Source organism: Ruegeria sp. (assembly GCF_965221235.1).
GTDB lineage: Bacteria > Pseudomonadota > Alphaproteobacteria > Rhodobacterales > Rhodobacteraceae > Ruegeria.
On record NZ_CBDCRS010000004.1, the window covers coordinates 3,381,492 to 3,401,351 of the forward strand.

Genomic DNA, 19,860 nt, shown 5'->3' on the forward strand with positions numbered 1-19,860 from the left:
CGGTCGAAAGAAAGCTTGGCGTAGTATATATCTCGGTTCGCAGAAAGCCTATGCGCTGCGGCCCGTTGCCGGACTCGTTTTGTTCACTTTCCCGAATGCATTGCGGCGCTGGTCCGCGCTGAGCTTTGCCAGAAATGCGGCGGTGGCCATCACAAGGCTCATATGCCGGTGCCAGCCATGCCAGGACCGGGCCTCGCAATGGTCCAGGCCCAGATCATCCTTTGCCCTGAGAAAACACTCTTCAATAGTCCAGCGCAGCCCGGCCGCAGCGGCCAGTTCCGCCAAGGTGGTATTGGCGGGCGCATAAGCGAAGTAATAGGCTATGGAAGCGCGATCATGACGGCTCCTGCGCGCCAGAACCCATTTGATAAACCCGTCTTTGGTCTGTTTACCGATGGGCAGACGCGCCCACTCGTAAAGGCGCGGTCCTTTCGCGCCCTCTCCGGCGGCAAGAGGTCGCCAGGCTTCGGGGCCCAGTTCTCCGGTCAGGGTGGCGGGATCGGTCTGGATGAGGTGATCGTCTTCGACAAGACGCAGTGTATGCGTGGACTTCACCGCCAATACATAGGACTGCCCGCGCTGCTCCAGCATGCGCCGGAACCCGCTGTCGGACCCGTAAACAGCATCGGCCAGCACAAAGGCGCAGGGGACACCTTCATCAAGGAGACGGGAAACCATCGCGCGAGCCATCTGCGGCTTGGTGGCAAATCCCACCTCCTGCGGGACATGAGCTTTGGCACGGCGATCCGGATCCTCCGCCCACGCCTTCGGCAGATAGAGTTGCCGATCGATCAGCGCATGACCCCAGCGGCTCGCATAAGCGGCAAATACCCCGATCTGACAGTTCTCTACCCGCCCCGCTGTACCCGAATACTGTCGGGCAACCCCAACCGAATGCTCGCCCTTCTTCAAAAAACCGGTCTCGTCCACAACAAGAACACCTTCAGGATCGCCAAGAATGTCAACGGCATATTTGCGAACAAGGTCACACAGCGCATCGGCGGACCAGGAAGAGCGCCCCAGCAGCGACTGTATCCGATACGGCTTGTCAAAACCGGCTTCTTCCGAAAGCATCCAGCCCGTCTTGCGTTCAGCCCCCGACAGCAAGCCGTCTATGAAGGCACCCGCTGTCCGGCGCTGTTCAATACGCCGGAAGGCCGGGGCAACAAAAGACTTCAATTCTTCCAGAGACTTGCGCCAGTCAACAAGCGTTTCCCTCCAGACCGAAACCGCCATCTCCAAAACCTCCCAATTACCAGATCACCAGTAATGAATCAGAGATCAAGTCAATGCGCAACTGTAGTATTAGCTGCTCGGCTCGTCGCAGGTCCCGCGATCATGAGCTGCATGTTGTCCTTTGACCGCCATATCGTAACTCAGATCGTCAAAATCGACCACAAAGGTCACGACATCTCCGTCCATGATGTGAAGAAAGGTCAACGAATTGATGCCGGAGAGGATCTTGGCCTCTCCGCGGATCGAATCTGTAACGATGAAACCGGCATCAGTGGCGCCTGATCTGGCCAGAGTAACAGCACCGCCGTTATGGTCCGAAACGCATGTTACCACGAAATCAGCACCGTCAAGAGGCCCGGGGCTGGCGGCAAAGCCAAGGGATGGAAGGCCGAAGGTCAGTGTCAATGCGATCAGATTTTTCATACGGGTGCCTTATTTGGTTCTGCTCGCCCAGTGCAGAAAATCTCTGGGGCCAAGCGATGTATTTTCAGATCACAGTCGCCGGTTGCCCGGCCTGTTATCCCATACCTAGCCAGAGATTTTGGATGGTGAAGAGGTACAGGCACCCCCTCACATCCTGTTGATTTAACGTGAAAGATTGCTCTTTCCGTAACCGTGCGGCAACAAAGACCGTTTGTGTCAGGCGGCGACTTCCTGACAGGTTCCGTGATCATTTCCTGCATGAGGCCCCTGGACCGAAAGATCGTAGGTCATGCTGTCAAAGTGTACGACAAACGTCATGACATCCTGATTTTCGATATGAAGGAACGTCATGCTTCCGACGCCTTTAAATACCGTTGCACTTCCCGAAACCTTTGCCGTTGCGATGCTTCCCTTGTCACCGTTGGCATCTCTGTTGAGGCGGACCTCGCTGCCGTCACGATCCGAGACACAAACAAAATGGCGCTCTTCCGCCACTGCAATTGTCGCCAGCAGTGAAGCCGCCGCCGCATAGATCCATTTCTTCATGTTCTTGTCCTGATTGAATATTTTGTTCTGGTTCAAAAGACCCTTTGCGCCGCGCGTGTACCCTTGGGCCAGCAGGTGTTGGGGGGATCTTCTGAGCAGCCGCGTTAGGGGGAGATTGTGACCGGATTACAGCCGATTGGTGGCATTCGTGCGGTGGCCGGGATCAATTATGGTTGCGACAATGATTACGCGGCTCATCATCATTTGCGACGGCAAAGAAAACGTGAGCCAGGTGTGCGAAGAGTTTCTGTTTAACTGAAGTCTTCGTGGAGAAAGTATCTTATCGTCTTCGAAAGCATCTGGCTTGAGGCAGCCGAAGTTAAATTGGCTTAACGCTGATGAAACAAAAGTCAATCTGTTGCGAATTCCAAAGGCGCATTAAGTAGCCACTTCCATGAGCAAGATGAAATTGCGAAGCGCCACAAAGGCGTTGAGGAAATGGATTGCACCTACTGGCTCAATGGGCAGAGAACTTCGTATGTTCGATACCGAGTGATGTCTTGGAATTTCTTTTCGCAGACTTTGATATGCAATTTACCTGAAATATCAGATTTTTCTTCCAGCAAGACAAACGCTAACTCATGGGAGTCGTAAGGAGATACTTGAGAGCCAGACAGCCAATCATCCAAACGAAACTCAATAGGATCTCCAACTTCTTGCTGGGCTTCAAGTTGGTACCAAACAGGAAGCGGAACTCGGATCGTCGGATGTGCGAAGTCGATCCAAGCGACAGACTCAACATCTTTCACGAGTTCCCAAGGCTGGCCGGAGTATTCGATTGAGAACGGTTCTTCGTACACAAGTTGTGAGATAATGATTTCGGTTTGCTCATTTGTTTTTTCACATAGTTTCTGGAAATCGCATTTCTCGGTAATTACGCAGTCAAGTTTTTCCAGGTAGCTAAATGGGCCCGAGTAGGCTGCTGCCGAAACTGGGATCAATGAGAACCCCAACGCCCAAAATGAGTTAAACATCTTCACCCCCCCAGGAAACTCTTACGCACCTCAGGATCGGCCAGCAACTCCTTGCCCGTTCCGCTATAGGCATTCCGCCCCTGCACCAGAACATACCCTTTGTCAGCGATCTCCAACGCCTGACGGGCATTCTGTTCGACCATCAGGATCGGCAGCCCGGTACGCGAAACCTCGATAATCCGGTCAAACAATTCGTCCATCACAATAGGTGATACTCCGGCGGTGGGTTCATCCAGCATCAGCACCTTTGGCTGAGTCATCAGCGCTCGACCCACGGCTACCTGTTGACGTTGACCGCCAGACAATTCTCCGGCGGCCTGGCTGCGCTTGTCGCGCAGGATGGGGAACAAGTCATACACCTGCTCCATCGTCTGGCTGATATCGTCACGCCGGATGAAGGCACCCATCTCAAGGTTCTCTTCCACCGTCATTGAAGTGAAAATATTCTGCGTCTGCGGCACGAAACCCATGCCTTTGTTGACGCGATCCTGAGGCGAAAGAGTGGTAATGTCTTCACCGTCCAGACGCACCGATCCCGCGCGAACGTCCAGCATCCCAAACACGGCCTTCATCGCAGTGGATTTCCCGGCACCGTTCGGGCCTACAATCACTGCGATCTCACCGCGATCAACGGCAATGGTGCAGTCATGCAGAATGTCCGGCCCTTTGCCATAGCCGCCAGTCATTGTGTCGCCGATCAGAAAGGGCTCAGCCATACAGGGATTCCTTGTTCATCTGGCCAAAAATACCTCGGGGGTTTTGGGGGCAAAGCCCCCGACCGAAACATTCAAGCGCGCCGAAGGCGCTCAACTGGATCACGGAACTCATCTTCCGGCCTCCAGCTTGTCTTTGTTCTTCAGCCCGGTGCCAAGATAAGCCTCTATCACATGCTCATTGGCCTTGATCTCGTCCAGAGTTCCCTCGGCCAGTACCTTGCCTTCGGCCATACAAATGACCGGGTCGCAGATCTTGCCGATGAAATCCATGTCATGCTCGATCACGACAAACGTATAGCCGCGCTCTTTGTTCAGGCGCAGGATCGTGTCGGCGATTGTCATCAGCAGGGTGCGGTTCACACCCGCACCAACTTCGTCCAGAAACACGATCTTTGCGTCGACCATCATGGTCCGACCAAGCTCCAGCAGTTTCTTCTGCCCGCCCGAGACCTGACCGGCCTTGTGATCGGCTAGATGTTCGGTGGTCAGAAACTCCAGCACTTCATCGGCCTTGGCTTTCAGCGCGCGCTCTTCGTCTGCAATGCGCTTGCGGCCGAACCAAGTGTTCCACAGTGATTCACCTGATTGCGATCCGGGGACCATCATCAGGTTCTCGCGGCATGTCATTGATGAGAACTCATGCGCAATCTGGAACGTTCGTAGCAGGCCCTTGTGGAACAGATCGTGCGGGGGCAGGCCGGTGATATCTTCACCATCCATGAACACCCTGCCGCTTGTTGGCGGCAATACACCGGCGATCACATTGAACAAAGTGGTCTTACCGGCCCCGTTCGGCCCGATCAGACCCGTAATCGAGCCTTTTTGGATTTCCAGCGATGCACCATCCACCGCGTGAAAACCACCGAAATGCTTGTGCACGTCCTCGACGACGATCATCTTTTCCCCTAGCCGCCGTTTAAGGCGATATTGTCCTGTCCCTATGAACTGGGTGCGACCTTTTTCATTGAAACAGCCCGGACTCAAGGCCCGGGCTGCTTATTCGTGTAACCTTCTTCGCCAGATTAGCGGAAGTTAACGGTTTTGTTTTCGCCGTCGGTCACTTCGATCTCGCGATAGGAACCTGCGCTTTCACCGGGGCCGATCAGCTCAACGCCCGATGCGCCGACATAGTCGATGTCCTGACCCGCTGCCAGCAACTCCAGTCCCTTAGCCAGTTCACCGGGATAGATTTTCTCACCCGGTTCGTTGGCGACGTCCATGATTTTCGCGCCGTAGTCTGCGGGGTTTGTCGAACCCGCTGCCTGCATAGCCAGCATGAATAGCGCAGCAGCGTCATAAGACTCAGGCGAGTAGGGCGACGAACCATCAAAACCAGCGGCTTCGGCCATCGCAAAGTACTTTTCAGCGCCTTCACCACCCGAACCGGCGATCTGACCAAACGAGCCGTTCAGGTCAGGACCGACGTTCTCAGGCAGCGAGTCACCGATCATGCCGCCCGGCAGGCCGAACGTATCAAAGGCACCGCTGTCCAGAGCCGACTGGATAATGCCCAGACCACCCTGGTCCAGATAGCCCGCAACGACCAGAATATCGCCACCAGCCGATGCCAGCGCGCCGACTTCAGCCGAGTAATCAGCTTTGCCGTCTTCGTGTGCGGCAACGATGGTCACTTCACCGCCCGCCGCTTCGAATGACGACTGGATCGCGTCTGCCAGACCTTTGCCATAGTCGTTGTTGGTGTAGGTCAGAGCAATCGAGCTGATGCCGCGATCATTCAGAATGTCCGCCATCACCTGACCTTCACGCGCATCCGACGGAGCGGTGCGGAAGAACAGGCCGTTGTCTTCCATGGTCGACAAGCCGGGCGAGGTCGCCGACGGCGAGATCATGACCATGCCGTTTGGAATCGCGACGTTTTGCAGGATCGCACCGGTCACGCCCGAGCAATCCCCACCGATAATCCCCGCGACGCCATCCGCGATCATGCGTTCGCCGTTCGAGGTGGCCAGACCGTTGTCGATACAGCCGGTGTCAGCGCGTGACGCAGTGACCGTGGTACCATCCAGAAGTTTGCCGGATTCGGTGACTTCAGAGCCTGACCGAAAAGTAGTTGAAGGATATCATCGGGTTATGATTCTCTGAATTTTGCTGGCAAACGGAGGATCAGATGCCCTGGAATGATATCGCTCGCGCTCAACATACACGCAAAACGGACCGCTATCCAAGTGACATGTCAGACGATGAATGGTCGCTGGTCGAGCCAATGATTCCACCGGCACGGTCTGGCGGTCGTCCTCGAACGACGGATATGCGGGAAGTGATGAATGCGATTTTCTACATCGGATCGACAGGCTGCCAGTGGCGCGCTTTGCCGACAGACTTTCCTCCCATGACGACTGTACAGGGATATTTCTATAATTGGCGGAACGCGGGCTTGCTGGCGGCAATGAGTGATTTGCTGGTTGCTGCCGCTCGTGAATTGGAGGGCCGCGCTGCCGAGCCTACGGCGGGTGTGATTGATAGCCAAAGTGTGAAAACTACAGAAAGTGGAGGCATTTGCGGATATGACGCCGGCAAAAAGACCAAGGGGCGCAAGCGTCATATTGTGACGGACGTCCTTGGGCTTCTGCTGATTATCATCGTTCATGCCGCCAACATCCAGGACCGTGACGGCGCTCCCGATCTGCTCAAAGCGGTCGGCAAAAAATTCCCTTGTTTGCGCCATATTTTCGCCGATGGTGGGTATGCGGGGGATAAGCTCCGACAAGCCATGGGTGATGAGTGGACACTGGAAATAGTCAAGCGACCTAACAAGGCAAAAGGCTTCGTTCTTCTGCCCAAGCGATGGGTCGTTGAGCGCACTTTTGCATGGCTGGGAAGGTGTCGACGGTTGGCCAAAGACTGGGAACGCACAATCGAAAGCTCAACAGCCTGGGCGCTCGTTGCCAATATCCGCCTCCTGACACGCAGACTGGCAAGGCACTGCTATGCAACGTAAAACTTTAGATTCAGGCTCTCAGCTATTGCAAGCTCGGCACCGGACCCCATTGCAGGGGCCAGCGATTCAATTGGGCCGGTAAAGCCGAGCAAAACGCCCAGTTTCACATCTTCCGCCATTGCGGTTCCGGCCAGCAGTGCGGTTGCTGCGGTAGCAGTCAGCAGCTTTTTCATATGGTTACTCCCTGTTTTGAACGTCTTCGTTCTGGACACGACCCTAGGCAAGCCACTCAGAAAAGAAAAGTCCTAACGGAATTGTGTTTTTTGACCCGGCTGCTCTAACTGTTTGATAGCGCGACACTGCAACCGGAGAGCAATATGCTGAGATTGGCCGCCATTCTTGCCTTGACCGTCTGCGCGACGGGTGGAAACGCGGATGTCCTGCAAACGTCTTCTGGCCCTGTGCAAGTGACACAGGTGATCTCAGGGCTGGATACCCCATGGGCCGTAGGTATCCTGCCGGATCAGAGTTTTCTGGTGACAGAACGTGACGGAGAGTTGCTGTATGTTCAGGGTGGCAAGGCGAAGCACGTTTCCGGTCTGCCCAAAGTGGCAGCGAACGGGCAGGGAGGGTTGCTTGATGTCACCATCGCCCGTGACTTTGCGCAGAGCCGCGAAGTTTTTCTGACCTTTTCGAAACCGCAATCAAACGGTGCCGGAACAGCGCTGTCCGTCGCGCGCCTGTCTGAAAACGGCACCCGCCTGACGAACCTCCGCGTGATATTCGAGGCCGTGCCAGGCGGCGATACAGGCCGCCATTTCGGATCGCGCGTTGTCGAGGCCGAAGACGGCACTCTGTTCGTGACGATCGGAGACCGTGGCGACCGACCCTCAGCGCAGGACCGGTCGAATCATATGGGGTCCGTGATACGGGTGAACCGGGATGGCTCTGTCCCTGCGGACAATCCTTTTCTGGGGCAAGAAGGGATACGCCCCGAGTTATGGTCTTATGGTCATCGCAACCCGCAGGGGGCCGGGCTGGACGCGCGCGGCAATTTGTGGGTGTCAGAACATGGCGCGCGCGGTGGAGATGAGGTCAATCTCGTTCAGCCCGGTCTGAACTATGGCTGGCCCGTGATTTCATATGGTGTCCATTACTCCGGCCAAAAGATCGGAGAAGGGAACTCAAAACCCGGCATGGAGCAGCCCGAGCACTACTGGGACCCGTCCATCGCGCCCTCGGGGTTAATGGTCTATTCCGGCAAGCTGTGGCCCCAGTGGAAGGGCGACATTTTTGTCGGTTCTCTGAAATTCGACTATATTGCCCGGCTTGCGGGTTCGCCCCTGCGTGAGGTTGAGCAGATCAAAGGCCCAGAGACTGAGCGTGTTCGGGACATTGTCGAAGCCTCGGACGGGGCCATCTGGTTCATCTCGGTGGGGCAAGGCGCGGTTTACAGGATGATTCCGGACAGCTGAGCCTCAGACCGACAAACGCCCGCTTTGCGCGCCACGTTCCCGATACGGGGTCGTGTTGTAATGCGCCCGGTAGCATTTCGAGAAATGCGAAGGGCTGGCAAAGCCACAGGCCAGCGCCACGTTGATGACGCTCATATCCGTCTGCATCAGTAGATTTCGCGCCTTGTGCAGACGCAACTCCATATAATAGCGCTTGGGTGACCGGCTGAGATAACGGCGGAAGAGGCGCTCGAGCTGGCGGGTCGACATGCCGACCTCTTTGGCCAGTATCGACGGAGAAATCGGCTCTTCGATGTTTTTCTCCATCATCAGGATGACCTGACTCAGCTTGGGATGTCGCACGCCGATCCGGGTGGGCGTCGATAGGCGCTGTGTATCCTGATCGGTGCGTATCGAGGAATAGATCATCTGATCGGCCACGGCGTTCGCAAGGTCTTCGCCAAAATCGTCGGCGATGATCTTGAGCATCAAGTCGATCGAAGACGTACCGCCCGCAGTGGTCATTCGGTTGCCATCAACCTGAAAAACCGATTTCGTCAGTTCCACCTCATCGAATTCTTCAACAAAGCTGTCAGAGTTTTCCCAATGGATAGTAGCGCGTTTGCCGTCCATCAAACCAGCCTTGGCCAGTGTGTAAGCGGCGGTACACAAACCGCCGATACGCAGACCCCGCCGGGCCTCTCGCCGGACCCAGTTCAGCACCTTTTTGGTCGTCGCTGCCTGCACGTCGACACCGCCACAAATCATTACGACATCATCGCGTTGAAGTTCGACCAGATCCGAATCCAACTGGAACGTCGTACCCGCCGAGCAGCTAACTATCTCACCGCCTTCGCCGACAAGGGTCCACGTATACAGCGTCTTGTCGGCCATTCGGTTGGCAATACGCAGACTGTCCAGCGCCGAGGCGAAAGACAGCAGCGAAAACTTGTCCAAAAGCACAAAAACAAAATTGCGGGGGCTGGCCGCAGCGTCTTCCACCGTGACAACTTGGCGTTGCTCTTGCATGGCGAGGTGTCCTTGATTCGGCGCCCGGCGACATTGTGTCCGGCGTCAGATTTGGCAGCCACCATGACCAAAGCTTGTTTGCTGCGTCAAGAGGCCCAAATCGCATATGGTCACTCTTCAATGCATTTTGTATAGAGACCACCTGAATACTTCAGCGGAGATCAAAGCTATGACTGAATGGCAAAAAACGAACTGGCGCAACAAGCCCCGGGTTCAGATGCCAGACTATACCGACGCGGCCGCGCTGGCCAAGGTCGAGGCTCAGCTTTCGCAGTATCCCCCGCTGGTCTTTGCGGGCGAAGCGCGGCGTCTGAAGCAACATTTGGCTGCTGCTGGTCGCGGCGAGGCTTTCCTGTTGCAGGGTGGGGATTGTGCTGAAAGCTTTGAACAATTCAGCGCGGACGCGATCCGCGATACGTTCAAGGTGATGCTGCAAATGGCGATGGTACTGACCTACGGTGCCAAGGTGCCCGTGGTCAAAGTTGGCCGTATGGCGGGCCAGTTTGCCAAACCCCGCAGCGCCCCGACCGAGGTGGTGGATGGTGTTGAGCTGCCCAGCTACCGTGGTGACATTATCAACGAACTGGCGTTCACGCCCGAGGCGCGGATACCGAATCCTCAGAAGATGTTGCAGGCCTACACACAGGCAGCCGCGACCTTGAACCTGCTGCGCGCTTTCTCGACCGGCGGTTTCGCGGATATGACCCGCGTGCATTCCTGGACCTTGGGCTTCACCGATGAACAGGACGTGCAGAAATATTCCGAGATTGCTGACCGCATTCAGGACTCGATCGACTTTATGGGCGCGGCCGGGATTACGGCGGAAACCACGCATGAGTTCTCGACCGTCGAATTCTACACCAGCCACGAAGGTCTGTTGCTGGAGTATGAAGAGGCGCTGACGCGTCTGGACTCGACATCGGGCAACTGGTTGGCAGGCTCGGGTCACATGATCTGGATCGGCGACCGTACCCGTCAGCCCGATGGTGCACATGTGGAATTCTGCCGCGGTGTTCAGAACCCGATTGGTCTGAAATGTGGTCCGACGACCACTGCCGAAGACCTGAAGGTTCTGATGGCCAAGCTGAACCCCGAAAACGAAGAGGGTCGCCTGACCCTGATCGCGCGCTTCGGCGCGGGTAAAGCGGGCGAGCATCTGCCGCGTCTGGTCAAGGCTGTGAAAGAAGAGGGCGCCAATGTCACCTGGGTCTGCGACCCGATGCACGGCAATACCATCAAATCGGCCACGGGCTACAAAACCCGCCCGTTCGATTCGGTTCTGCGTGAGGTGCGTGACTTCTTTGGTGTTCATCAGGCCGAGGGCACCATCCCCGGCGGTGTGCATTTCGAGATGACCGGTCTGGACGTGACCGAATGCACCGGCGGTGTGCGCGCCGTGACCGAAGAGGATCTGTCAGATCGCTACCACACGGCTTGCGACCCGCGTCTGAACGCATCGCAATCGCTGGAGCTGGCCTTCCTTGTTGCGGAAGAACTGACCAACCTGCGCCGTAATGGCAGCAAACGTGCCGTCAGCTGATCCGGTGTAAAACCAAATAGAAAAGGCGGGCTCTGACCCGCCTTTTTTGTGTCAGTCGTCGCGGGACGACACCAACCTCAGATGCGAGCCGGGGCGCTTGAACTCGGCTTGATCTTCCGCAAACTCAGCCACAGTGGGTTGGGTTTTCCTATGCGCAGCCTGAACCTCGGCCACCGCGCGCAGCCGTGTATCGGGGATTGTAAAGCGTCTGGGGGTCGCGCCGATCGCGCCGTCACTCACCATAACTCCCAGAATGCGACTGACATCGCCAAGATCGCTTTTCAAAGGCAGCAGAATCATGCGCGCCTGTAATTGCGTACGCCCCAATTTCCCCGCCGAGGCCAATCCAATCTCGGCAATGGCAGGTTGCGCAAACACCTGCTCCAGAACGTCCGAGACCTGCTTGCGCGCACTGGGTTCGAAAAAGGCGGTCAGGGGCATGCCGCGCACCTCCATTCCCGCCAGCTTGTTCAGGTGACTTCCGGCCAGACGGAACCGGGCCAGTCCGGGGGCGATACGTTCAAGGATGAAAGTGTATTCCAGAATGTTCTCAAGCCCGCGCGGATCGACCTGAGCGCGCATGGGTACGCCGTCGCCGTTCAGCAACGCTGTCCAATACGCCTCGGCCTGCCGGATGGGCGAGAGGCTGCGCCCACTGTCAAAACGATCCATTGCGACGATCTTTCCAAAATTTGACCCGGTACCGTTCCCGAAAAAGGTTTTCATTTTCATCACCCTAGCGTCAGTCGACCGTCATTTTCCTAAAATGCCAGACATCGGGACGATCAACTCTGGACCAGTCCCCGGCTGAGGTCAGATTGACACGGGTTAATTCAATTTTGGAGGAATTCTTTAACGAATGGTTAACTTCCAAGGCCAATACGCAAACTCAGCAAACTCTTGCCCTGCGCCCGCCGATGGCTTTAGGTGCGGCAGACGAGCAGACAGGGACAGCCAGAATGATCAGATCCATGACCGGTTTCGCCTCGGGCAAGGGGGCGTTTGGGCCTCATAGCTGGACGTGGGAGCTGCGCAGCGTCAACGGCAAGGGATTGGACATGCGCCTGCGTATGCCTGAATGGCTGACCGGCCTTGAGGCCGCGCTGCGGGGGCAGATGTCCAAGGCGCTGAGCCGGGGCAATGTCACGCTGTCCTTGCGGCTCAGCCGAGAGGAAACCGCACCCGATCTGGTGCTGAACGAAACCGCAATGGTCGCAGCGCTGACCGCCTTGGCCCGCACACAAGAGCTGGCCGAGGCAAAGGGCGTCGCGCTTGCGCCGTCCGCGGCGGCCGACCTCATCGCGCTGAAAGGTATGCTTGAGGCGGGCAGTGACGTGGATGATCCGGCACCGCTGGTTGAGCAGTTGACCCATGAGTTTGCTGAACTCCTGGCCGCTTTTGTCGAAATGCGCGAATCCGAAGGGCAGGCGCTGTCGGAAATTCTCGATGGGCAGCTCAAACAGGTTGCTGAACTGACCGAACAGGCCGCCGTTTTGGCGGAACAGCGCAAAGACAAAACCGCAGATGCGCTGCGTGATACCCTTGCACGGGTATTGGACAACGCACAGGGCGCGGACCCGGATCGCGTGGCGCAGGAACTGGCGCTGATCGCGGTCAAATCGGATATCACCGAAGAAATCGACCGCCTGAAAGCGCATGTGGTTGCCGCGCGGGATCTGTTGTCACAGGACGCCGCAGTGGGCCGCAAGCTGGATTTTCTGATGCAGGAGTTCAACCGTGAGGCCAATACGCTGTGTTCCAAAGCCCAAAGCGCCGATCTGACATCGGTAGGGCTTGAGTTGAAGGCCGTAATAGACCAGATGCGCGAGCAGGTGCAGAATATCGAATGAACATGGGAACGACTGACATGGCAGACCGCCGCGGGCTACTTATCATCCTGTCTTCGCCTTCGGGCGCAGGGAAATCCACTCTGGCCCGACGGCTGATGGCCTGGGATGACGGTTTGGAATTCTCGATCTCGGCCACGACCCGCGCGCCGCGTCCGGGTGAAGAGCATGGGCGCGAGTACTACTTCTTGTCCGAGGATGAGTTCAAGCAGCAGGTCGCCGAGGGACAAATGCTGGAACACGCCCACGTCTTCGGCAACTTCTATGGATCACCAGCGGGTCCGGTGCGCGAGTCGATCAATGCCGGTCGGGACGTGCTGTTCGACGTGGATTGGCAGGGCGAGGTGCAGATCCGCAACTCGGATCTGGGTAAACATGCACTGTCGATTTTCATTCTGCCGCCTTCGATTCCTGAACTGCGCCGGCGTCTGGAAACCCGTGGTCAAGACAGCGAAGACGTGATCGCTAAACGGATGCTGAAAAGCTGGGACGAGATCAGCCACTGGGGCTATTACGACTATGTGCTGGTGAACGACGATCTGGATGCCACCGAAGAAAAGCTGAAAACCATCGTTAGCGCCGAGCGGATGCGCCGTATCCAGCAGCCCAGCCTGCAAAACCATGTCCGCACTCTGCAAAATGAATTCGAGGGCCTGTCATGACCATCTACGCCCTGGGAGATCACGCTCCGCAAATTCACGAGGATACATGGGTCGCGCCCGATGCGAATCTGGTCGGCAAGGTGGTGCTGGAGCAGGGGGCCTCGGTCTGGTTTGGCTGCACGATCCGCGCCGATCATGAAGAGATCCGGGTGGGCGAGGGCAGCAATGTGCAGGAAAACTGCGTGATGCATATCGATGCCGGATACCCTCTGACCATCGGTAAGAATTGCACGATTGGGCATAAAGTGATGCTGCACGGCTGTACGATTGGGGACAATACTCTGATCGGGATGGGTGCGATTGTTCTGAACGGGGCAAAGATCGGAAAGAACTGTCTGATTGGGGCAGGGGCCTTGATTACGGAAAACAAGGAAATTCCCGACAATTCGCTGGTCATGGGATCGCCGGGTAAGGTTGTGCGTCAACTGGATGAGGCGGCCGCGCAAAGGATCACGTTGAGCGCGCTGCATTATCAGGAAAACATGCGCAGGTTCCGGGATCAGATGAAACCCGTCTCCTGACGCGCCGGGAAAGATCAAGAAAATGCCAGACGTCCTGCTTGCCGAATTTGTCTCGGCCATTCCGATGCCGGCTTTGATGGTCGACCAGACGGAACGGATCATCGCGGCCAATACTGACGCGAAAACTCTGTTAGGGCAAAATATCGTCGACCGGCATTTTGCGACGATCCTCAGGCAACCTCAGGTCATAGACGCGATGGAGCAGAGCCTGCGCAACAAGGGTCCGGCCAAGACCCGCCATCTGTCAAATGACGGCGCGCAGGATACGACCTTTGAGGTTGAGTTTCGGTACATGACCGGTGTCGGTGCAGTGCAGGGCGGTGCGGTGCTGGCGACCTTTCAGGACATTACGCATGTTGAACAGGCCAGTCAGATGCGTCGCGACTTTGTAGCCAATGTCAGCCACGAACTGAGAACGCCCCTGACGGCCCTGATGGGGTTCATCGAAACACTGCGCGGCCCTGCGCGTGAGGATGCCGCCGCGCGGGAACGATTCCTTCAGATCATGACGGATGAGGCCAACCGAATGAACCGGCTGGTCGGCGATCTATTGTCACTGAACCGTGTCGAAAGCGAAGAGCGTGTCCGGCCGAAAGAAAAACTGGAACTAACGGGCCTTCTGGAATCGACCCTCAACACGCTGGCTCCGCTGGCCAAAGACGCCAAGGTGGAACTCACTCTGGCTGTACCGGAAGGACCGGTTTCATTGACTGGTGACAGTGATCAGTTGCGTCAGGTGTTCACCAACCTGATCGAGAACGGGATCAAGTACGGCGGCAGCGGAGGTAGCGTTGAGGTCCGTGTGCAGTCCTCAGAGCGGGATACCGCCATGCGTGGGCCCGCGGTTCGGGTGCAGATCATCGACAAAGGGCCAGGAATCGACTCGGTTCACCTGCCGCGCCTGACTGAGCGATTCTATCGCGCCGACAGCCACAGATCGCGGCAACTGGGTGGAACCGGTTTGGGTTTGGCGATTGTGAAACACATCATAAACCGCCACCGTGGACGGCTGCGCGTTGAAAGTGATCTGGGCAAGGGGACTACTTTTACAGTTATTCTCCCGCTTTAGCGGGGCAGCGGCGCGAACGATATGTAAACAATGCATGGCAGCTTTGCGTTACGGAAACCTGATTTCTCTTCGACTGTCATAAAGCTGTTACAAACCTGTCACAAAAGGCTTACGCAGGACCCGTAGAGGTGCGCCCAAGATCATCATGGGGGTGATCAAATTCTACTTTTCTCAAGGAGACTGAGATGTCCTTTGTAAAACTGTCGGCTTCTGCGCTGGCTATCGCTGCCGTCTCGGCAACCACCGCTGCTGCGCGTGACAACGTTCAGGTTGCTGGTTCGTCGACCGTGCTGCCCTACGCCTCGATCGTTGCGGAACTGTTTGGTGAAAACACCGACTTCCCGACTCCTGTTGTTGAATCCGGCGGTTCCTCGGCTGGCCTGAAGCGTTTCTGTGAAGGTGTTGGCGAAAACACCATCGACGTTGCAAACGCATCGCGCGCCATCCGCGAAAAAGAGATCAAAGCCTGTGCCGAAAACGGCGTGACCGACATCATGGAAGTCCGCATTGGTTATGACGGCATCGTATTTGCAAGCCAGCAGTCGGGCCCGGCCTTCACCGCGTTCCAGCCTGCCGACATCTACAACGCCATCGGTTCCAAGGTCATGAAAGATGGCGCGCTGGTCGACAACAGCTTTAACAGCTGGGTCGAGTTCAACGCCGACCTGCCGGACGTTGAGATCGCAATGTTCATCCCCGGCACCAAGCACGGCACCCGTGAAGTGTTCGAAGACAAAGTTCTGCTGGCAGGTTGTGAAGCAACCGGCGCCATGGAAGCCATGGTCGCAGGCGGCATGAGCGAAGATGACGCTGAAGACGCATGCCTGGACGTACGCACCGACGGCAAATCGGTCGACATCGACGGCGACTACACCGAAACTCTGGCCCGCATCGACACCAACCCGAACGGCATCGGCGTGTTTGGTCTGGCGTTCTATGAGAACAACACCGACAAGCTGAAAGTGGCCACTATGGGCGGCGTTGCTCCGTCGACCGAGACCATCGCGTCGGGTGAATACCCTGTTTCGCGCCCGCTGTTCTTCTACGTCAAGAAAGCGCATATCGGCGTGATCCCCGGCCTGAAAGAATACGCTCAGTTCTTCACCCATGACGAAATCGCAGGTGGTTCCGGCCCGCTGGCCAACTATGGCCTGGTTGCTGACCCTGAGCTGGCAAAGACTCAGGACGCCATCGCAAACGAAGTCACCATGGGTTCGGGCAGCTAATCCCGCTTTTGGGCTGAATGACCGGGGGCGGCGCAACGTGCCGCCCCCACACTTGTTTCACGCAATTCCCAACCAAGACCAAACGGGGGTAACATGCCGATACTTTGGCTTATTCTGATCGTACTTGCGATCGCCGCAGTCGGTTATGTGTCAGGGCGGATGCGCGCCTTGAAAAGTGCCGGAGGTGACAGTCGAAACCTCCATTCGTTGCCTTCGTTTTATGGCGCAAACGTAGCTCTGAAGACAGTTGTTCCCGCGTTTGGGTTGCTGGTTATCTGGCTACTGGCGCAACCGTTTTACGTGAATTCTCAGGTGTCGGGAACGATCCCGGACTCGGCGATCAAAGACGGATCGTCCCGTAGCCTGGTCATGGCTGAGGTACGCCGCACCGCAACGGGTCTGGACAACGCTGTGGCGGCGGGTGTGATCAGCGAAGGCGTCGCCCAGAACGCCCGCGCCGATGTCACCGATATCACCGCGCGCCTGAAAGAGGCCGGACAGGTCGTGACTTCGGACATCACGCAGCCGGTGCTGCGAGCCGCACAGAGCTATCGGGTCATGAATGCGGCCGGGTATTCGGTCATGACTGTTGCCGTAATCCTTGTGGCATTGGCCGGAGCGGCGTTCAGCTGGTTTCAGACACATTCCGAATACCGCGCCCGCAACGTGGTCGAGCAGGGCATTCGCGTTCTTCTTCTGGCCGCAGCCTCCATCGCGATCCTGACGACAATCGGCATTGTCCTGTCGCTGGTCTTCAACACGTGGGAGTTCTTCAAGCTCTACCCCGCGTCCGAGTTCTTTTTTGGCACCACCTGGGCACCCAGTTTCTCGGGCCGTGGCGGTGCGTCCGATCTGGGAATCATCCCACTGTTGTGGGGCACGCTTTATATCTCGGTCGTGGCGCTGCTGGTCGCGGTCCCCATCGGGCTTTTTGCCGCGATTTACCTCAGTGAATATGCCTCGCCTCGGGTGCGCTCGATTGCCAAACCATTGCTTGAGGTTCTGGCTGGTATCCCCACCATCGTTTACGGCCTGTTTGCGCTGCTGACTGTCGGCCCGTTACTGCTGGACGTGTTCGGAGATAACGGTCTGGGCTGGATGAAGGCCGGTACTGCCGTGATGACCGCCGGTCTGGTCATGGGCATTATGCTCATCCCGTTCGTCTCGTCGCTGTCCGACGACATCATCAACGCTGTACCGCAGGCGATGCGTGATGGCTCTTATGGGTTGGGTGCCACGCAATCCGAGACCATCCGTCAGGTGGTTCTGCCTGCTGCTCTGCCTGGGATCGTGGGTGCAATCCTGCTGGCCGCGTCGCGTGCCATTGGTGAGACCATGATCGTGGTGCTGGGGGCAGGGGCCGCAGCCCGGCTGAGCCTGAACCCCTTCGAGGCTATGACCACCGTTACCGCCAAGATCGTAAGCCAGTTGACCGGCGACGCCGACTTCGCCTCGCCTGAGGCCCTCGTGGCCTTTGCCCTTGGCATGACCCTTTTCATCCTAACGCTGGGGCTGAACGTCTTCGCCCTGTACATCGTGCGTAAGTATCGGGAGCAGTACGAATGACCGACGCCAGCATGCAAAGCCCCGAAACGGGCCGCCACGCAGTTTCCCTGACAGCCACCGACGCGCGCACGAAAAAGCGCGCCAATGCTGAGAAACGTTTTCGGGCCTATGGAATCGTCGCAATTGCGACCGGACTTTTGTTCCTGATCATCCTGTTCGCCTCGATCCTGTCGCAGGGCATTCCCGCTTTTCAGCGCACTGTGGTCAGCGTTGAGTTTACCCTCAGCCCGGCGCAGCGCGACGAAGCAGAAGGCACGTTGTTCAAGACCAAAGCCTATTCCAATCTGTTCATCGCCGCATTGAACAAGGAACTGACCGATAGCGGGATCGAAGTTGATTTCGACGAAGCCGCCATCGAACGGCTTTTGGGTAAAGTCGGCGGCACGATCCGCACGTTCTATGCCGAGAACCCGGACAAGCTGGGCGAGCCGATTGAATTTGATCTGGCTGCCTCAAGCCGTGTGGACGGATATTTCAAAGGGCGTGTCTCGCGCGATACACTACAGGACAGCCGCTTTCTGCAACTCAGCGATCTGGATTTGGTCGACGCGCTGAAAGAGGCAGGCATCATCAAGCAAGCCTTCAACTGGCCGTTCATCACAGGTGCGGATTCGGGCGTGGATAACCCCGGTGGCGCAGGTATCGGTGCCTCGGTTGTGGGCTCGTTTTTTATGATGCTGGTGGTTCTGTGCCTGTCGCTGCCCATCGGTGTCGCCGCGTCGATCTATCTCGAAGAATTCGCGCCGCAAAACAAGTTCACGGACTTGATTGAGGTGAACATCTCGAATCTGGCCGCTGTGCCGTCCATTGTGTTCGGTATCCTTGGCCTGGCCGTATTCATCCAGTTCATGCACCTGCCGCAATCGGCCCCACTGGTTGGTGGTCTGGTGCTGACGCTGATGACGTTGCCAACAATCATCATCTCGACCCGCGCATCTCTGAAGGCGGTTCCGCCGTCGATCCGGGACGCGGCACTTGGGGTAGGGGCCTCGAAAATGCAGGCGGTGTTTCACCATGTTCTGCCGCTGGCCGCGCCCGGTATCCTGACCGGCACCATCATCGGTCTGGCGCAGGCGCTGGGGGAAACTGCTCCGCTGCTGCTGATCGGGATGGTGGGCTTTGTAGCCCGCGGCTATCCCGACGGATTTCTTGCCGGATTTACCGAGGCAAACTCGGCCATGCCTGCACAGATCTACACCTGGGCTGCACGCGCCGATGTTGGTTTTTATGAAAAAGCCTGGGGCGGCATTATCATCCTTTTGATGTTCCTGCTGACCATGAATATCATCGCAATCATCCTGCGCCGCCGCTTTGAACGCCGCTGGTAAAAGGGGGCTACTATGAACGACATGACACGAGTGGAGAGAGCCGTGGACTCCAAAGAAATCAAAATCAACGCCAAGAATGTTCAGGTATTCTACGGCGACACTCATGCCATCAAGGACGTTGATGTTGAGATCGAAGACAAGAAAGTCACGGCTTTCATCGGCCCGTCGGGCTGCGGTAAGTCGACCTTTCTGCGCTGCCTGAACCGGATGAACGACACGATCGACATCTGCCGGGTGCAGGGCGACATCCTGCTGGACGGTGAAGACATCTATGACAAGCGTGTCGACCCGGTTCAGCTGCGTGCCAAGGTGGGGATGGTGTTCCAGAAGCCGAACCCGTTCCCTAAGTCGATCTATGACAACGTGGCCTATGGCCCGCGTATCCACGGTCTTGCCAAGAACAAGGCAGAACTGGATGAAATCGTTGAGAAATCCCTGCGTCGCGGCGCGATTTGGGATGAGGTCAAAGACCGTCTGGATGCGCCGGGCACCGGTCTGTCGGGCGGACAGCAACAGCGTCTGTGCATTGCGCGTGCCGTTGCAACCGAACCCGAGGTTCTGCTGATGGACGAACCATGTTCGGCGCTTGACCCGATCGCTACCGCTCAGGTCGAGGAACTGATCGACGAACTGCGCTCGCGCTATTCGGTGGTGATCGTGACCCACTCGATGCAACAGGCCGCGCGGGTCAGTCAGAAAACGGCGTTCTTCCATCTGGGCAATCTGGTTGAATTCGGTGAAACCGGCCAGATTTTCACCAACCCCGAAGACCCGCGCACCGAAAGCTACATTACCGGCCGGATCGGCTGAACACAGGTATTTGA

General features: G+C 57.0%; 19 protein-coding genes and 2 pseudogenes. 11 read left to right on the top strand and 10 right to left on the bottom strand.

Features of this window, described 5'->3' with window-relative positions:
- Positions 1 to 48: 48 nt before the first annotated feature.
- The 7 genes and pseudogenes from ACOQOY_RS20150 to ACOQOY_RS20180 form a co-directional block, all read right to left on the bottom strand.
- Positions 49 to 1,236 carry an IS701 family transposase gene (locus tag ACOQOY_RS20150; protein WP_420583698.1) on the bottom strand — a complete coding sequence of 396 codons (1,188 nt, stop codon included), beginning with the start codon at positions 1,234 to 1,236 and terminating at the stop codon, positions 49 to 51.
- Positions 1,237 to 1,305: 69 nt separating this feature from the next.
- Positions 1,306 to 1,659 carry a hypothetical protein gene (locus ACOQOY_RS20155; protein WP_420587101.1) on the bottom strand — a complete coding sequence of 118 codons (354 nt, stop codon included), beginning with the start codon at positions 1,657 to 1,659 and terminating at the stop codon, positions 1,306 to 1,308.
- A gap of 216 nt (positions 1,660 to 1,875) precedes the next feature.
- Positions 1,876 to 2,205, bottom strand: coding sequence for a hypothetical protein (locus ACOQOY_RS20160; protein ID WP_420587102.1), 330 nt, complete (start codon positions 2,203 to 2,205; stop codon positions 1,876 to 1,878).
- Between the two features lie 449 nt (positions 2,206 to 2,654).
- Positions 2,655 to 3,179, bottom strand: coding sequence for a hypothetical protein (locus ACOQOY_RS20165; RefSeq protein ID WP_420587103.1), 525 nt, complete (start codon positions 3,177 to 3,179; stop codon positions 2,655 to 2,657).
- Positions 3,180 to 3,181: 2 nt separating this feature from the next.
- Entirely contained in the window at positions 3,182 to 3,895 is a 714-nt protein-coding gene (locus ACOQOY_RS20170; RefSeq protein WP_420587104.1) for an ABC transporter ATP-binding protein, read from the bottom strand.
- A gap of 108 nt (positions 3,896 to 4,003) precedes the next feature.
- Complete coding sequence (locus ACOQOY_RS20175) at positions 4,004 to 4,792, bottom strand: ABC transporter ATP-binding protein (protein WP_420587105.1); 789 nt, start codon at positions 4,790 to 4,792, stop codon at positions 4,004 to 4,006.
- A 125-nt stretch (positions 4,793 to 4,917) separates the two neighbouring features.
- Positions 4,918 to 5,949, bottom strand: a pseudogene (locus ACOQOY_RS20180) (ABC transporter substrate-binding protein); the annotation flags it as partial.
- A gap of 74 nt (positions 5,950 to 6,023) precedes the next feature.
- Between ACOQOY_RS20180 and ACOQOY_RS20185 the strand changes: the two are divergent.
- Positions 6,024 to 6,854, top strand: coding sequence for an IS5 family transposase (locus tag ACOQOY_RS20185; protein WP_420583494.1), 831 nt, complete (start codon positions 6,024 to 6,026; stop codon positions 6,852 to 6,854).
- 17 nt (positions 6,855 to 6,871) lie between these two features.
- Here ACOQOY_RS20185 and ACOQOY_RS20190 read toward each other — a convergent pair.
- Positions 6,872 to 7,027, bottom strand: a pseudogene (locus tag ACOQOY_RS20190) (branched-chain amino acid ABC transporter substrate-binding protein); the annotation flags it as partial.
- A gap of 144 nt (positions 7,028 to 7,171) precedes the next feature.
- On the opposite strand from ACOQOY_RS20190, the gene ACOQOY_RS20195 reads away from it, so the two are divergent.
- Positions 7,172 to 8,269, top strand: coding sequence for a PQQ-dependent sugar dehydrogenase (locus ACOQOY_RS20195; protein WP_420587106.1), 1,098 nt, complete (start codon positions 7,172 to 7,174; stop codon positions 8,267 to 8,269).
- A 3-nt stretch (positions 8,270 to 8,272) separates the two neighbouring features.
- Here ACOQOY_RS20195 and ACOQOY_RS20200 read toward each other — a convergent pair whose 3' ends face one another.
- Positions 8,273 to 9,277, bottom strand: coding sequence for a GlxA family transcriptional regulator (locus ACOQOY_RS20200; RefSeq protein ID WP_420587107.1), 1,005 nt, complete (start codon positions 9,275 to 9,277; stop codon positions 8,273 to 8,275).
- Between the two features lie 169 nt (positions 9,278 to 9,446).
- Here ACOQOY_RS20200 and ACOQOY_RS20205 point away from each other — a divergent pair, with 169 nt between their 5' ends.
- Positions 9,447 to 10,817, top strand: a complete 1,371-nt coding sequence (locus tag ACOQOY_RS20205) for a class II 3-deoxy-7-phosphoheptulonate synthase (protein ID WP_420587108.1) — start codon at positions 9,447 to 9,449, stop codon at positions 10,815 to 10,817.
- Positions 10,818 to 10,868: 51 nt separating this feature from the next.
- On the opposite strand, the gene ACOQOY_RS20210 is transcribed toward ACOQOY_RS20205, so the two are convergent.
- Positions 10,869 to 11,543: a PAS domain-containing protein gene (locus ACOQOY_RS20210; protein WP_420587109.1), complete on the bottom strand. Its 675-nt coding sequence runs from the start codon at positions 11,541 to 11,543 to the stop codon at positions 10,869 to 10,871.
- Positions 11,544 to 11,776: 233 nt separating this feature from the next.
- Here ACOQOY_RS20210 and ACOQOY_RS20215 point away from each other — a divergent pair, with 233 nt between their 5' ends.
- The 8 genes from ACOQOY_RS20215 (at position 11,777) to pstB (ending at position 19,846) form a co-directional block, all read left to right on the top strand.
- Positions 11,777 to 12,667, top strand: coding sequence for a YicC/YloC family endoribonuclease (locus ACOQOY_RS20215; RefSeq protein WP_420587110.1), 891 nt, complete (start codon positions 11,777 to 11,779; stop codon positions 12,665 to 12,667).
- 17 nt (positions 12,668 to 12,684) lie between these two features.
- Complete coding sequence (gene gmk / locus ACOQOY_RS20220; RefSeq protein ID WP_420587111.1) at positions 12,685 to 13,326, top strand: guanylate kinase; 642 nt, start codon at positions 12,685 to 12,687, stop codon at positions 13,324 to 13,326.
- Positions 13,323 to 13,847, top strand: coding sequence for a gamma carbonic anhydrase family protein (locus ACOQOY_RS20225; RefSeq protein ID WP_420587112.1), 525 nt, complete (start codon positions 13,323 to 13,325; stop codon positions 13,845 to 13,847). Before gmk ends, ACOQOY_RS20225 begins: the two co-directional genes overlap by 4 nt.
- 22 nt (positions 13,848 to 13,869) lie before the next feature.
- On the top strand, positions 13,870 to 14,916 hold the full coding sequence (locus ACOQOY_RS20230; RefSeq protein WP_420587113.1) for a sensor histidine kinase: 1,047 nt from the start codon (positions 13,870 to 13,872) through the stop codon (positions 14,914 to 14,916).
- 185 nt (positions 14,917 to 15,101) lie between these two features.
- Positions 15,102 to 16,142, top strand: coding sequence for a substrate-binding domain-containing protein (locus ACOQOY_RS20235; RefSeq protein WP_420587114.1), 1,041 nt, complete (start codon positions 15,102 to 15,104; stop codon positions 16,140 to 16,142).
- A gap of 93 nt (positions 16,143 to 16,235) precedes the next feature.
- Positions 16,236 to 17,708, top strand: a complete 1,473-nt coding sequence (pstC, locus tag ACOQOY_RS20240) for a phosphate ABC transporter permease subunit PstC (RefSeq protein WP_420587115.1) — start codon at positions 16,236 to 16,238, stop codon at positions 17,706 to 17,708.
- Entirely contained in the window at positions 17,705 to 19,036 is a 1,332-nt protein-coding gene (pstA, locus tag ACOQOY_RS20245) for a phosphate ABC transporter permease PstA (RefSeq protein WP_420587116.1), read from the top strand. Before pstC ends, pstA begins: the two co-directional genes overlap by 4 nt.
- A 12-nt stretch (positions 19,037 to 19,048) precedes the next feature.
- On the top strand, positions 19,049 to 19,846 hold the full coding sequence (gene pstB, locus ACOQOY_RS20250) for a phosphate ABC transporter ATP-binding protein PstB (protein ID WP_420587117.1): 798 nt from the start codon (positions 19,049 to 19,051) through the stop codon (positions 19,844 to 19,846).
- The last annotated feature ends 14 nt before the right edge of the window (positions 19,847 to 19,860 follow it).

What these genes read in the sequence shown, in the direction of transcription:
- ACOQOY_RS20160 (WP_420587102.1), bottom strand. Translation starts at nt 2,205, where the DNA reads ATGAAGAAATGGATCTATGCGGCGGCGGCTTCACTGCTGGCGACAATT.
- ACOQOY_RS20230 (WP_420587113.1), top strand. Translation starts at nt 13,870, where the DNA reads ATGCCAGACGTCCTGCTTGCCGAATTTGTCTCGGCCATTCCGATGCCG.
- ACOQOY_RS20175 (WP_420587105.1), bottom strand. Translation starts at nt 4,792, where the DNA reads ATGATCGTCGTCGAGGACGTGCACAAGCATTTCGGTGGTTTTCACGCG.
- ACOQOY_RS20215 (WP_420587110.1), top strand. Translation starts at nt 11,777, where the DNA reads ATGATCAGATCCATGACCGGTTTCGCCTCGGGCAAGGGGGCGTTTGGG.
- ACOQOY_RS20195 (WP_420587106.1), top strand. Translation starts at nt 7,172, where the DNA reads ATGCTGAGATTGGCCGCCATTCTTGCCTTGACCGTCTGCGCGACGGGT.
- ACOQOY_RS20200 (WP_420587107.1), bottom strand. Translation starts at nt 9,277, where the DNA reads ATGCAAGAGCAACGCCAAGTTGTCACGGTGGAAGACGCTGCGGCCAGC.
- pstA (WP_420587116.1), top strand. Translation starts at nt 17,705, where the DNA reads ATGACCGACGCCAGCATGCAAAGCCCCGAAACGGGCCGCCACGCAGTT.
- gmk (WP_420587111.1), top strand. Translation starts at nt 12,685, where the DNA reads ATGGCAGACCGCCGCGGGCTACTTATCATCCTGTCTTCGCCTTCGGGC.
- ACOQOY_RS20150 (WP_420583698.1), bottom strand. Translation starts at nt 1,236, where the DNA reads ATGGCGGTTTCGGTCTGGAGGGAAACGCTTGTTGACTGGCGCAAGTCT.
- ACOQOY_RS20225 (WP_420587112.1), top strand. Translation starts at nt 13,323, where the DNA reads ATGACCATCTACGCCCTGGGAGATCACGCTCCGCAAATTCACGAGGAT.
- ACOQOY_RS20210 (WP_420587109.1), bottom strand. Translation starts at nt 11,543, where the DNA reads ATGAAAACCTTTTTCGGGAACGGTACCGGGTCAAATTTTGGAAAGATC.
- ACOQOY_RS20155 (WP_420587101.1), bottom strand. Translation starts at nt 1,659, where the DNA reads ATGAAAAATCTGATCGCATTGACACTGACCTTCGGCCTTCCATCCCTT.
- ACOQOY_RS20205 (WP_420587108.1), top strand. Translation starts at nt 9,447, where the DNA reads ATGACTGAATGGCAAAAAACGAACTGGCGCAACAAGCCCCGGGTTCAG.
- pstC (WP_420587115.1), top strand. Translation starts at nt 16,236, where the DNA reads ATGCCGATACTTTGGCTTATTCTGATCGTACTTGCGATCGCCGCAGTC.
- ACOQOY_RS20235 (WP_420587114.1), top strand. Translation starts at nt 15,102, where the DNA reads ATGTCCTTTGTAAAACTGTCGGCTTCTGCGCTGGCTATCGCTGCCGTC.
- ACOQOY_RS20165 (WP_420587103.1), bottom strand. Translation starts at nt 3,179, where the DNA reads ATGTTTAACTCATTTTGGGCGTTGGGGTTCTCATTGATCCCAGTTTCG.
- ACOQOY_RS20170 (WP_420587104.1), bottom strand. Translation starts at nt 3,895, where the DNA reads ATGGCTGAGCCCTTTCTGATCGGCGACACAATGACTGGCGGCTATGGC.
- ACOQOY_RS20185 (WP_420583494.1), top strand. Translation starts at nt 6,024, where the DNA reads ATGCCCTGGAATGATATCGCTCGCGCTCAACATACACGCAAAACGGAC.
- pstB (WP_420587117.1), top strand. Translation starts at nt 19,049, where the DNA reads ATGAACGACATGACACGAGTGGAGAGAGCCGTGGACTCCAAAGAAATC.